10 protein-coding genes and 2 pseudogenes are annotated in these 12,897 nt (G+C 49.4%); all 12 read right to left on the bottom strand.

The window, feature by feature from the left end; all coding sequences use genetic code 11:
- A pseudogene (locus tag ACYVH9_RS22215) lies at positions 1–419 on the bottom strand (hypothetical protein); the annotation flags it as partial.
- A gap of 1,191 nt (positions 420–1,610) precedes the next feature.
- Positions 1,611–1,976 (bottom strand): annotated as a pseudogene (locus ACYVH9_RS22210) (DUF11 domain-containing protein); the annotation flags it as partial.
- 649 nt (positions 1,977–2,625) lie between these two features.
- Positions 2,626–5,841 carry a hypothetical protein gene (locus ACYVH9_RS22205; RefSeq protein ID WP_460638606.1) on the bottom strand — a complete coding sequence of 1,072 codons (3,216 nt, stop codon included), beginning with the start codon at positions 5,839–5,841 and terminating at the stop codon, positions 2,626–2,628.
- An 80-nt stretch (positions 5,842–5,921) separates the two neighbouring features.
- The gene (locus tag ACYVH9_RS22200) at positions 5,922–6,998 is read right to left on the bottom strand and encodes an NAD(P)/FAD-dependent oxidoreductase (protein WP_460638605.1); all 1,077 of its coding nucleotides are present in this window, start codon (positions 6,996–6,998) and stop codon (positions 5,922–5,924) included.
- Positions 6,995–7,711, bottom strand: coding sequence for a (d)CMP kinase (gene cmk / locus ACYVH9_RS22195; protein WP_460638604.1), 717 nt, complete (start codon positions 7,709–7,711; stop codon positions 6,995–6,997). Before cmk ends, ACYVH9_RS22200 begins: the two co-directional genes overlap by 4 nt.
- Before the next feature lie 30 nt (positions 7,712–7,741).
- Positions 7,742–8,356, bottom strand: coding sequence for a GNAT family N-acetyltransferase (locus ACYVH9_RS22190; protein WP_460638603.1), 615 nt, complete (start codon positions 8,354–8,356; stop codon positions 7,742–7,744).
- 7 nt (positions 8,357–8,363) lie between these two features.
- On the bottom strand, positions 8,364–8,954 hold the full coding sequence (locus ACYVH9_RS22185) for a LutC/YkgG family protein (protein WP_460638602.1): 591 nt from the start codon (positions 8,952–8,954) through the stop codon (positions 8,364–8,366).
- Between the two features lie 3 nt (positions 8,955–8,957).
- Positions 8,958–10,319, bottom strand: coding sequence for a lactate utilization protein B (locus tag ACYVH9_RS22180; RefSeq protein WP_460638601.1), 1,362 nt, complete (start codon positions 10,317–10,319; stop codon positions 8,958–8,960).
- Between the two features lie 126 nt (positions 10,320–10,445).
- On the bottom strand, positions 10,446–10,646 hold the full coding sequence (locus tag ACYVH9_RS22175) for a helix-turn-helix transcriptional regulator (RefSeq protein ID WP_460638600.1): 201 nt from the start codon (positions 10,644–10,646) through the stop codon (positions 10,446–10,448).
- Entirely contained in the window at positions 10,643–11,155 is a 513-nt protein-coding gene (locus ACYVH9_RS22170) for a hypothetical protein (RefSeq protein ID WP_460638599.1), read from the bottom strand. Before ACYVH9_RS22170 ends, ACYVH9_RS22175 begins: the two co-directional genes overlap by 4 nt.
- Before the next feature lie 80 nt (positions 11,156–11,235).
- Positions 11,236–11,973, bottom strand: coding sequence for a (Fe-S)-binding protein (locus tag ACYVH9_RS22165; RefSeq protein WP_460638598.1), 738 nt, complete (start codon positions 11,971–11,973; stop codon positions 11,236–11,238).
- Positions 11,974–12,044: 71 nt separating this feature from the next.
- On the bottom strand, positions 12,045–12,827 hold the full coding sequence (locus ACYVH9_RS22160) for an endonuclease/exonuclease/phosphatase family protein (protein ID WP_460638597.1): 783 nt from the start codon (positions 12,825–12,827) through the stop codon (positions 12,045–12,047).
- Positions 12,828–12,897: the final 70 nt, after the last annotated feature.

Below are 12,897 nucleotides of genomic sequence, written 5' to 3'. Positions count from 1 at the left end.
CACACGTAGCTCACACTGCCCACCGAGCCACTCACACGCGCCTGCAGGGTCACACTGCTGCCCGCACACAGGGGCGAGACAGGATCCACCTGCACCGTCAACGGACACGGGGGAGCCGGACACACCGGAGCCACCACACTCACACTGCCCACGGCACGGCATCCACCGGAGCCACTCACCTCCACCGTATAAGTCCCACTGACTCCACTCGTGGCCGGGCTGATGAGCACGCTGGCCTGGGTACTGCTGAAGCCGTTGGGACCCCGCCATACGTACCCCACGCCCCCGCTGGCATTCAGCGTGAGCTGACCCACCCCACCCACACAGGCCGTCGTCGAGGAAACCTCCACCACCGGCAGCGGGTTAACCACCACATCAACAATAGCAGATCCAGTGCAATTTGCCCCTGTTACAGTCAAAGTGTAACTGCCGCTATTCGATAACTGCGCATTGGTTATGACTGGATTCTGTAGATTTGAGCTATATCCACCAGGACCGTTCCAACGGTAACTTGTAAAACCGCTTGTGGCCGTTAAACTTACCGTTCCACCTAAACACACATAAGAAGCCCCCCCGCCGGCCAAAGGATCACACGTACAGGAGTTTATTACAATAGGAGATGTGACATATTGATTTCCGCAGCCATTGCGGCTGTATACAGTAAGCGTGTAGCTTCCTGCATAACTAGGCTGTGCATTGTTAACCGTAACAACCTGTCCAGTTTCATAAAAACCATTCGGTCCCGTCCATATATATTGATAATCTCCAACACCACCACTGGCGGTGGCCGACAAGCTAAAACTACTTCCTATACAGACGCTACTGCTAACAAAAGCATGAATAGTGGGTTTGGGAAGGACGGTGAGAGTGGTAATCGCCGTTCCGGAGCAGACAGAAGTACCCGTTATGACAACCGTATAAACGCCTGAATTAGCTGGACTTGCATTCGGAATTGTTGGACTTTGCAGTGTACTTGTGAAACCGTTGGGGCCCGTCCAATAGTAGCCTGTTCCGCCTTCAGTAGCTGACAAATAAATGGTTCCACCTTCGCAAACCGGTGTATTACAGACTGCTGTGGGCAATGTTCCAACCAATGCCGTGGTACTTGCTAAAGCTGTACAACCCGTTGCATCCGTTATTTTAACTGTATAAATGCCCGCGTTGGCCAAGGTTGCTACTGGAATGGTCTGGCTCTGTCCGGTGCTGCTGAAACCATTGGGGCCCGTCCAACTATATTTGTACGGTTCAGTACCTCCTTGAACCGTTACATTCAATACCAACGGACTAGCTTCGCAAGTCGGTTGCGCAAGAGCGGTAGGAACAATCTGACACGCAGGACCGGGAATTACTTCAATGGCGCAACATCCATTGACTGAACAATTTCCCAGCATACCAGTAAATGAGTAAATACCCGGTGATCGGATAATTAGTCCATTACCGGATATAACCGCCTGGCTGGCAGGAAACTGACTCTGTCCGTTTCGGGTCCATACAACAGTTGCTAATGGAATAGGAAGGCTCACGGTATATTCATCACCTTCGTACCATTCAAGAGGTACCGAAAAGCAGGTTAATGCTATATCATCTTCGGAAAAATCCTGATTATTCGGAACTGAGTTTGAATCCGTTCCCTGACTAGCTATTACTTCGGCGGTATTGAACCACACTCCCCTTTCCTTAACCCGAGCTTTCAATTCCAGTATCACCGAATCGCCCATGGCGATTGAACCGATATTCCAGTTGCCCGTGGTCGGTACAAAGGAGTTGGTGCCCCGCAAAACCGTGTGAGTAGTATACTCGGCACCTCCCGGCAGCCCGTTCTTGACAACAACGCCCGCTGCCCCGGCATTACCATCATTTCCTACTATAATAGTATATGAGACAACATCATTTAATGCTGGTCTGGCGTTGTTGACCTTACTCGTAACATATAGATTCGTCGTTTGCGCTGCAGTTCCCCCAATACATACCAGCATCAAAAGGGCAATCTGCCACCACCGACAAATTCCCTTCTTTATCAGCGAAGACATTACAATATTAAATTGTTTTGACAAGCAATATATTGAAAAAACTAAATCTGATTTCTTCGAAACCGCATTCTCCGGTGTCACAGAATTCGGCCAGTTCTTCGATGCATTCATGGTGTGGTGTGGGTTGAAATGCCGAGTGGCATTCAATAAAGGAGATAATGGTCCTTTCTCGGGCGAAAGCGGTTGTACTTCCCCCGAAGAAGTATCATACGAATAAATGCCCGAAGGTTGAAAAACGTCTGTATCCTGTGTAGATGTTTTTTTCATCGGCTTTTTCAGTTTCAAACAAGCTTCTCTGTAAACGGAGCATACCTCTAATTCAGACTGCCGAACCCGCTAATGGTCACTCCTTCCAGCCGGTTTGACCAAAACAATAATTTGCGTGCTCCAGCCTAGTTTTCCGATGCCTACGGTTTTCTACTTCTTATGGCTAATCATCTCGATTGATGCACGGAAAGCAAGTTACATATCTTGTACACACAATATTCAATAGCTAAAACTATGCCATTGCTGAACGGAGAAATTATATCGAATGGCTACAAACGCAAGAAACCGGCTACAAACCGGTTTCTTGCGTTTAGAATAAATCTTATAATTAGAAGTCGTAGCCCAAAGTTAGGTAAGCAACGGGTTTTCCAACTATATTATCTTCAATACCCCAGGCGTAATCGAATTTAACGTAATAACCAAAAAGCATCGTCCGGGCTCCGGCACCGTATCCAATCAGGAAGGGATTTTTAAAATTGGTAACCGTTGCCTGAAACGGATCGCCGGCTCCTCCAACAATCTCCGTGTTCAAACTGTTCTGACGGCTGAACGGTCCTTTTCCGGACCATGCCGTTCCAATATCACTAAAAGCCACCAACTGGAAATTACGAAGGAAGTTGGAGGTTACCGGACCGCGGTGCAGGTAACGAATTACCGGTAGACGGAACTCGGCATTGGCCAGCATGTAGCTATTACCGGTCAATTTACCTAGACGGAAACCACGCAACGGAGCGGCCAAATCCAAGAAAAACACGTCGCGGTTGTCCCGATTGGCGGGCATAGTAAGCGGATTGTTCGGTTTATTGTCCTTAATACCTTCCGAGATTCCAATCCAATTCTCCATCCCACCCAGTGTACTCTTTTTAGGAGCCCGGCCAGCGGAATGACTACCTGACACCCGAAGTGCCAACACAAAATCGCGGTGCAGCCGCTGGTAATGCCGAAGATCAAGCGATATCCGATCAAAACTACCGGCCCCCCGCCGAACACCACTCTCAACTCGTTCGGTTAGTCCAACGTAGTTTTCATACTTCAGCTTAAACCGGGTTCCGTCGATCATGTTTGTACCGCTGAGGGTTGTATTATCAAAGACGTATTCGAAGCGTGCACCGGTATAATCGGAGGAGCTGCCACCAGTCTGTAGTAAATCCAGATAACGCGTGACTACATAGAAGGGAGCCACCGTAAACCGGCTGTTGACCGAGATCGGGTACGAAGCCGCCACCGTTACTTTATTAAACCGGTATTTCTGATACTGTCCGGCATCGGAAAAAATAGTCTTCCGATCAAAACGAGCGCTGTAATCAACCCGATTGACCAGTTTATGATATTCAGCAAACAGATCGCTGTTCCGTAAGTTGGTGGTAATGAACAAACCCGCCCGAATGATGTGGTTTTCCAGCAGGTCATTCATCGTTAATGATTGAAAGTAACCGAAACCACGGATGGGGTCGATACGCCAGTCGGAGCTGGCATCACTGGCCACAAACAAACCCTGGTATTTGTAAGGCCCCCGGATTGTTACATTTTCCCGGCGACGGGTGCGCGGGATCGACACTGATGCGGTGGTGCTCTGGCTACGCCGTTGACGATATTCAATGGATTTAGCAACCTCGCTGTCAAACTGATAATTGTTGACATCCACCTCTCCCGGCTCCAGTTGCAGGGAAGAAGCCACAGTTGAATCAGCCGTTTTAACGGCGGGTGTGGTACTTGCAGCGGGTGTAGCCTGCTTGCTGGCCGATTCTGCTTTAGGAACTTCTAAAACCGTTGCCCGACGTGTTAAAGGCAATTGGACGGTTTGACTCAGATTGGTTCGCGAGCGGAATCCGATCACTTCGTTTCCGCCTTGTAACCGGCTATAGACCATGGCACCCGATGTAGGATTCAGATCAAAGGAGCGGATGCCCTGCCCCAAACTGGTGACAAACTCTTTGGATTTGGCTTCTACATCCAGCCGGGCCAGGTTGCGAACCCCGGACGCATCGTCCAGGAAATAAATGGTGTTTTCGTTGCCCGCTACCGGACGCATAGCCGTACTCAGCGAATCCGTGAGTCGGGTAACGGCTTCGGCCCGGGGCGTTCCATCGTGCAGGAACAGGCTTAACTGATTTTGAATGGTTTTGTACGTTCCTTTATCGACGCCTAATGAGTCGCTGCGACGGTTTGACGAAAAAACTATCTGCCGCGAACGGCCGACGAATTGCGGATACAGGTCGTCATACAAGTCATTGGTCAACTGTTGCACGGTACCGCGGCCCATACTAAACAGAAACAGGTCATTCTGCCCCCGGCGATCTGCACTGAATACGACACTGGCTCCATCATCCGAAGCATCCATGTCGATGACCTGATTGACACCCCGTACCACCATCCGCTGCTTCAGCTTGGGCTTTTTATCGAGTTCCGTATAAATATATAAAAACGTCTGCCCTCTTTCTTCGGTCAATACAAGCAAATTATCCCGTTGGAAGGTCACCAACGGCGTAGACGGTTTAACGGGCGATTCGTCCTGTTTGTAGCCACCTTTACGAATAACGTGTTTCTTCTGGGTTTGCGTATTGACCAGCGTCACCTCAAATTTGCCCCGCCAGGTAGTTCCGTAAGCATAATAGTTCTGATTGGGGCTCAACTTCAAGCTGGTCAAGAGCGCTGGCTCTTTGAGGGTCGAAGCCGTAACCTGAAATGTATCATCACCGGATCGATAGGCGTCGGCCACGGGTTTTGCCATCGAAGAATAAAACTCCCGCCATTCACGCAAAAACCGTGAATAAGGAACACCCAGGGTGCTGGCAATACTGTTCTGCTCATTCCGGATGATGCGGGTAAGATTCAGAATATTCGAGATATTGTCCTTGCCGTACCGTTCTGCAATGTAATTCCAGATGGAGTGACCAACCAGTGTAGCCTCGTCGCCAACAAGTGTAGATGGTTTTCGGACCGGCCGCGTCAGCGCCACATCCCGCATGTAATCATCCAGGCCCACACTCCAACCTTCGGAAATATACGATGCGATTCCCGGCATATACCATTCCGGTAGCGAAAGCAAAAGGGAGCTCTGCAAAGCGTCTTTCAGGCTGCCTCCGTACAACATATCGTAAACAAAAAGCAGGGATACCTCCTTAATAAGTTGTTTGCGGAAGCTGATCTGATCCCCTGTAAACGCCAGTTCCAGCCGTGATTTTGACAGACTAAGTTCTTTATAATTGGTTCCGCTGGGTGCACTTAGGCCGATATTGCTCTGCGCTAATTCCTGCGGTGAATTGTAGATAAACACCTTAACGCGGTTGTAGGGCGTATATCCCAAAACCTCGGTAATCCGATCAAAGTCCGTTTCCGCATATTGCGCGGCCAGGTTGGCAATCTGATTGCCATCCTGGTAGAAGTAAATTTCAAAGTTGGAAGTTTTGATCACCTTCCAGTCGAACTTCCGGTACTGAATACGATTTCGACCAAACTGTTCCTGAGAGGGATAATTCTGAGCCATTGCTCCACCCGCCACCAGCAACATTCCGGCAATACACAGTATAAATTGCTTACTCATATTGAAGCTACTTTTATGCTTGTTTCAGCCTGGCGACACGAGCGTACAATCAGGCCACGACCGATTGCCAACGCCAAACTTTATGTAACTTTTTTTCCACTGTAATATAACGAAAAGGCACGCTCAATATTCACCTCCGGATCTAATTCTTTCCGCCCCTCCAGAAAGTCGGCAAACTGGTCGGCAAAATAAGGAGCCAGGGATACGCCTTTGGTGCCCAGTCCGTTAAAAATTCCGATGGCCGAATGAACGGGATGCAATCCGATAAACGGACGCCGATCCTTCGTTGCCGGCCGAATACCTACCCGCTGCCCCACCACCTGATACGGCACCTTCAACAACGCTTGTAATTTCTGTTCAAGAAACACTTTTCCGTCCTCAGTTGTTTGCCAGTCGATGTCGTGCCAGGTGTAGGTAGCACCCACCCGATAATTATTTGATTCAACGGGCATTATAAAGACCCCTTGATTAACGATCGTGCGGATGGAATAATTGTTCATGGTGATATCAATCGTCTGCCCTTTCACCGGATTATAAGGCAACCAGTCAAACCACGGGTTTCGGTACGCATGCGGGCCTTCGCAGTAGATCAACTTGCCGAAGGTCTGCTCTTGCCACACAACGTTGCTTTCTTCAATAACAACGTCTTCTGAATTGAAATGGGCTTCGATATACTGGCCTCTCTGTTCAAAATACGCCCGAATTTCACTGAGAAAAACCGGAACATCCAGCCAACCCGCCTGCGTCACTTCCAATCCACCAAACGGGTTATGAATATAAGGCTGGTACGCTTGGTCATCAACCGAATCCGCCACGTACTGACCAATGGATTGATCAGCGGTTTGGGCGAGATAGGAGTTTTGCTCTTCGATTGAACGGTAAGGTCGGTAAATAGTGGAAAAGTTCAAAAAATGCGTATTCAGCGTTTGCTCGGCTTTTCCGTAAAAAATTCGAAGAAAAGGGAATAAAAGATCGGCCTTCCAGGTCCGAACCAGTTTTTTACCCGTCAGTGGATTAAAAATCCCGGCGGCTGCCAGAGAGGCCGATGGGTGCTGAGGTGAATTTACCAGAACAATTTTTTTTCCACGCTGGTGTAACGTCCAGGCCAATACCGAGCCCGCAATTCCTTGTCCGACAATTAAATAATCGGCCGTCATGTTCGCTGGGGTCTAAAATGGCCCTCCCGGTGGAGTTGCGCAATTTTCTCGTCTGCCAGTTGAACCACCCATTCGGTTTGTTCATCGAGGGTGATGTAAGAAGTATCCAGCAAAATAGCGTCTTCAGCTTTACGAAGTGGCCCTTCGGTGCGGTTACTGTCAATAAAATCCCGTTTTTTCAGGTTTTCAAGAATGGTATCCAAGCCCACCATTTCTCCTTTTTCAAGCAACTCAATCTGCCGGCGCTGCGCCCGGATCACCGGATCGGCAGTCATGAAAATCTTCAGTTCGGCGTCCGGAAAAACCTTGGTTCCGATATCACGCCCGTCCATCACCACCCCGCGTTTGCGGCCCATCTTCTGTTGTTGAGCGACCATGGCGTACCGTACTTCCGGAATGGCACTCACCTCACTCACAATATTGGAGATGTACATTTTCCGAATTTCTTCCTCCACATTCAAGCCATTCAGGCACGTTTCGTTTCGCCCCGTCCTGGGGTTAAAACTGAAGGTAATGTGAATGAGAGGCAGCGCGTCCTGAACGGATTTAGAACTGGTCAGGGCAATATGATTCTGAATAAAATACAAACTAACGGCCCGGTACATAGCGCCCGTATCAATATAGGCGTATTCCATCCGGGCAGCAACCTGCTTGGCCGTCGTGCTTTTCCCACAGCTGGAATAGCCGTCGATGGCAATAATAATTTTTGACATGAATGCAAAGGAACAACTTTCCGGATAACTCTATTGCTTCCTGGCTAAAGAAATGCTCTCCTGACGGGCAACGAATTCGGCGCGTAGGATGGCAAAAATGTGCTCGTCGAGGTACTGGTTGTTCTTAAAAGCCGCTTTTCGCAAAACGGCCTCAGCGCGAAAACCCGCCTGTTCCAGCACGCGCATGGAAACAATGTTTCCCTCCAACACACAGCCAAAGACGCGGTTTACCTGAAAGTGGGTGAAGATATAACTAACCATGGCCGGTAAGGCTTCCCGCATAATACCCTGTCCCCAGTGCGATTCCCCCAGCCAGTAACCAATCTCGGCATTATGCCGGTAAATATCTTCTTTAATGGTGAAGCCGACATTTCCAACAGCCCTTCCATCAATGTCAATCGCCAGATTCACCGGTTGCTGATACGACCGGTTCATCCGAATCCAGGAGCTGGCATCGCGGACGGTATAAGGATGTGGAAAAAAATCGCGGACCCGGTCCCATATTTTCCGGTTATTGGCATGCTCCGACAACGAGAATTCGTCACCATCCCGCCAAGACCGCAAAGTGCAGGTATCTAAATAAATCGTTGCCACGTTGCTGCGCGTTTTGGGCCAATATACGCTTTTTACAATATGGCTTTTCATTTTGGGGTTACGAATTTTGCACTAAAAGTACTGAGAGGCTCCGCGCACCGTGCGCCCCAATGACCAATGACTGCTCAATGTCAGCGGTTTTGGAAGGCCCGGCAATAAAAACGCCGAATCCTGATTCGCCCACTTTTAGTCGGTCGTACGCATCGTGCATATTGGCAACCAGATCTGCGGTATTAATGATCAACACCAGATGCTGGCAGATAAACGGCAAAACCCGGTGTCCACCCCGCTCTTCCGGAACCCAAATAGCGGAATTTTCAGCCACCCCAAACGCCCCCTGAATAATAGCCAGATCAACAGTTTCCAGTTGGTGCGGATCAACGACGTCCGACGAAACGGTTGTCAGGTGTTGCAAGGCCGGAACCTTACTTATTACATGCATTAAATCCCCATACGTCTGGCGGATGTACGCTTCGGCTTCGTCAAAATTAGCTACTAAAGTGGGCGTACCACCTATAAATTGTAGAATCTCCGTGAACTTGGCAACCAGATCCGGGTAATCCGATTGAAAGGTTGCGGTTTCTGGCAAGGGTTGAAATTCCGGTTTATTCTGACGGACAGCAGCAAGAATTCGTTCGCGACTATTCATTGATTAGTTTTTTCCACGCTTTACATACCATTCCCGAAAACTTTCTTTCGGTGGTTCGGGCATTTCGCGTTGTTTGTACCAAGGATTCAGCGGATTGGAAACGGCAAATGGGGCCAAACGCATGACCGCTCGCCCGGCCTTCCCGGAAAAACGGAAGAGTTTCGGATTGGCAAACACACTGGCCATCAGTTTCATACCCTGTTTTTTACTGCTGTCCACGTAGCCTTCGGCGGCCAGCACTTGTCGCCATTTATAAAGCTGATCGTGAATATCAATTTTGACCGGACAAACATTCGAGCAGGATCCGCAAAGGGTTGAGGCAAAGGGCAAATCGGCATTTTTCCGCATATCAAGGTTGGGCGCCAGAATCGAACCAATGGGACCAGCCACGGCATTGTGGTAACTGTGCCCCCCGCTCCGGCGGTAAACCGGACAGGTGTTCATGCAGGCACCACATCGAATGCATTTGAGTGAATTCCGGAAATCCGGACGCCCTAGCTGCGTTGTCCGGCCATTGTCCACAATGACGATGTGCATCGTCTGGCCCGGGCGTGGGCGGTGAAAATGACTGGAGTAAGTCGTAATGGGTTGTCCGGTTGCACTACGAGCCAGCAGCCGCAGAAAAACGCCCAGGTGCCGGGCTTTCGGGATGATTTTTTCGATTCCCATGCTGGCAATGTGCACATCGGCCAGGTGGGCGCCCATATCGGCGTTGCCTTCATTCGTGCAGACCACAAAACCACCCGTTTCGGCCACCGCAAAGTTAACGCCCGTCAGAGCTGCCCGGCGCGTCATGAATTTTTCCCGCAGGTGCTGACGAGCCGCTTCGGCCAGGTATTTCGGGTCGGAAGCCCCTTTTTCCGTCCCCAGGTGTTCGTGAAAAAGCTCGCCAATTTCTTCCTTTTTTTTATGGATACAGGGCATTACAATGTGGCTTGGCGGCTCTTTCGCCAGTTGAACCACCCGCTCGCCCAAATCCGTGTCTACTACATCAATGCCCTGCTCCACCAGAAACTCGTTCAGATGACACTCCTCCGTTAGCATCGACTTGCTTTTGACCATCTGACTGGCCCCGGTTTCCTTCAAAATCTGGAGCACAATTTCGTTGTGTTCTTTGCCATCAGCCGCCCAGTGAACCTGTACGCCGTTCCTGATCGCATTTTGCTCAAACTCCAGAAGGTATTCGTCCAGATTGGACAAGGCATTGTGTTTGATACGGGAAGCGGTTTCGCGCAGGGCCTCCCATTCCGGTATTTGAAAAACCGCCTTATCGCGCTTTTCGCGAACAAACCACAATGTTTTATCGTGCCAGGTAGTACGATCCACATCGTGCGTGAATTTTTCAGCGGCTTGTGAGTGATTCATCATCATATTGAGGTTTCGGGCTTTTCCCGAAGGGTTTATTACAAAAGTTTTTGCTGTTCCTTTCCTAACGTTCAGAACGACCTAATTCATTCCTTCGAGCCGTAACTTCGGAATGACGCTATTCTTTCAATCTGTTTCTTCCAGTTGAAAAAGCTCCTCAACGGTTTTTTCGAACACCCGGGCCAGTTTCAAGGCCAATACGGTGGAAGGTACATAGCGGCCCGCTTCAATGGAATTAATCGTTTGACGGCTCACCCCAATTTGTCCGGCCAGATCTGCCTGCGACAGATCCCGTTCGGCTCTGGCCACCTTGATGCGGTTTTTCATACCGCCATCAAAACCGTTCGTTCATTCCGACGGATGGACAGACGAAAACGAATAATAAACACGAGCAAAACCGTAAACATATTGTATATCATCACGTCCAGAAACAATCCGCCGTGCAACAGAATGAGTAAGACGGCGAGCACCAGATAATTAGCGTAAACGGCCCATTGCAAAGATTCCAGACGTAGCTGGCTAATCATTTCATCTTCCACTTTTTCTTTCGAGAAAGCAATCAGCAGCAAACCGCCTATCATCCCAAGCGCAGCCACTTCATCGGTCAAATTGATTGAACTATATTCACCATTGAATGGAAAAAATCCACCATCGGTTAGTCCCCATATCAGTTTATCGAGAAACCCGGAATCTTCCTTCGGTTTTCTAAATGTAACATCCAGAAATACCAGCCGGAATTCGGCATACCGCACGGCCAGCCCCAGAACCAGCGACGGAATAAATAAAAACCAGCCTGCCAGCCGATACGAATGCGGAAATAACCAACGTGATACCATAGCTATATCTGATTTGATTGACTAAATGTAAAATATACTTTACATTTAGTCAATCAAACTATACAACTATTTTGTAGCGGTTATTCCTGATTCAGTATTTCGGCAATGTGCATCACCTTTACCGGCAGTTTTTGCCTTCTGACAATTCCCTCCAGGTGCATCAGACACGACATATCCCCCCCGGTCAGCACCTCGGCCCCATTCCGAACGTGGTCTTCGACGCGATCGACGCCCATCCGGGCTGAAACGGCTTCCTCAAAAACGCAAAATGTCCCCCCAAACCCACAGCATTCATCCCGTCGGTCCAGGTTGATCAGCTCCAGTTCATCGACCATGTGCAGGAGTTGCTCGGGTTTGGAGAACGGAGACGCCACCAGTTCCGACATCTGCGATAAATGCAAACCACGCTGTCCGTGGCAACTCTGGTGTAGGCCCACTTTGTGCGGAAACCGGGCCGGCAGTTGTTTTATCTTCAGAATATCAGTCAGAAACTCGGTTAATTCATAAATATGGCTCCGGATGTGCTGGGCATCGGCTTCGCGAGCATCTGAATGCAGGTGATGTTTGATGTGCAACGCACAACTACCGGACGGGCAAACAATGGCGTCATAATTATCGCCAAAATTCCGGACAAACAATTCGTTGCAATCGTGCGCCAGGCTTTCAAAACCCGAGTTGGCCATTGGCTGCCCGCAACAGGTCTGATTGAGTGGATAAGTAACCGTACAACCCAGTTTTTCCAATAATTGCAGCGTAGCAATGCCAACATTGGGGTAAAACTGGTCTACGTAGCACGGCAAAAAAAGTGCGACTTTCATTCTTAGTGAGCAGTTTACATCAGGGAGGTTCCAGTGAGTCGCAACGGTTGTACCGCCCACGGCGTCCTCTTTTACCGCCCTGCTTTTTTGGGTTTTCGGAAACGATACGTTGCCAACACCGGTAAGTGATCCGACAATTTCGGCACATTCAGCACCCGGTACCGGACCAACTCCAGTTCGCTCTGCCGCAGGCTCAGGATGTAATCAATCCGTGCCCCGGAGCCAACCAGTGTCGGAGTTCGGGAATCTTTTCCGGCATCGACCCAATGATTCGCCAGCCTCTCTATTTCCGGGTCATCGGGGTCCGTATTCAAATCACCGCACCAAATGACCGGTTGAATGCTGTTCTCCAGTGTTTTGTCGATGAACGCCAGCTGCAAATTCCGGTTCAGGGGCGATTGGTGATCGAGGTGTGAATTGCAGAATCGGATCGTTTTCTCGTTCGGCAGTTCCACGTACGCGCTCAACAAAACCCGCTGCTCGGTTTTGTCCGGGTTAGGCAACATCATCTTCTGGCTGGCAATGATAGGATACTTCGATAAGATAGCTATCCCGTACTTACCTCCTTGGAAATCGATCGCTTTTCCGTAAAGCGGATACATGGATGTCAGCCGGGCCAATTGACTCAGGTGATCAAAACCACGGCTCCGGGTTGTGGCACTGTCCACTTCCTGCAACGCAACCAGATCAGGGCTGTATTCCCGAATCAGTCGCCCAATCTGCACGATTGTATTGTGCTCTCTTGCGTTGGCACCGTGATGGATGTTGTAGGTTAAAACCGTAATTGTCGACTGAGCCGTCGTTTTTAAAAATAATCCACTTAGTAATACAACGAAAAGTAGCCTGATTCGCATTAGTCTGTGTGGTTGGTTTATGCCAAAAATACGCACAAATCCAATTCCAGCCCCGCTTTGATTTCCTCTA

Source organism: Larkinella harenae, assembly GCF_054780515.1.
The sequence above is the reverse complement of the archived record's forward strand: the minus strand, read 5'-3'. Positions and strand labels throughout refer to the sequence as shown.

What these genes read in the sequence shown, in the direction of transcription:
- ACYVH9_RS22205 (WP_460638606.1), bottom strand. Translation starts at nt 5,841, where the DNA reads ATGAGTAAGCAATTTATACTGTGTATTGCCGGAATGTTGCTGGTGGCG.
- ACYVH9_RS22200 (WP_460638605.1), bottom strand. Translation starts at nt 6,998, where the DNA reads ATGACGGCCGATTATTTAATTGTCGGACAAGGAATTGCGGGCTCGGTA.
- cmk (WP_460638604.1), bottom strand. Translation starts at nt 7,711, where the DNA reads ATGTCAAAAATTATTATTGCCATCGACGGCTATTCCAGCTGTGGGAAA.
- ACYVH9_RS22190 (WP_460638603.1), bottom strand. Translation starts at nt 8,356, where the DNA reads ATGAAAAGCCATATTGTAAAAAGCGTATATTGGCCCAAAACGCGCAGC.
- ACYVH9_RS22185 (WP_460638602.1), bottom strand. Translation starts at nt 8,954, where the DNA reads ATGAATAGTCGCGAACGAATTCTTGCTGCTGTCCGTCAGAATAAACCG.
- ACYVH9_RS22180 (WP_460638601.1), bottom strand. Translation starts at nt 10,319, where the DNA reads ATGAATCACTCACAAGCCGCTGAAAAATTCACGCACGATGTGGATCGT.
- ACYVH9_RS22175 (WP_460638600.1), bottom strand. Translation starts at nt 10,646, where the DNA reads ATGAAAAACCGCATCAAGGTGGCCAGAGCCGAACGGGATCTGTCGCAG.
- ACYVH9_RS22170 (WP_460638599.1), bottom strand. Translation starts at nt 11,155, where the DNA reads ATGGTATCACGTTGGTTATTTCCGCATTCGTATCGGCTGGCAGGCTGG.
- ACYVH9_RS22165 (WP_460638598.1), bottom strand. Translation starts at nt 11,973, where the DNA reads ATGAAAGTCGCACTTTTTTTGCCGTGCTACGTAGACCAGTTTTACCCC.
- ACYVH9_RS22160 (WP_460638597.1), bottom strand. Translation starts at nt 12,827, where the DNA reads ATGCGAATCAGGCTACTTTTCGTTGTATTACTAAGTGGATTATTTTTA.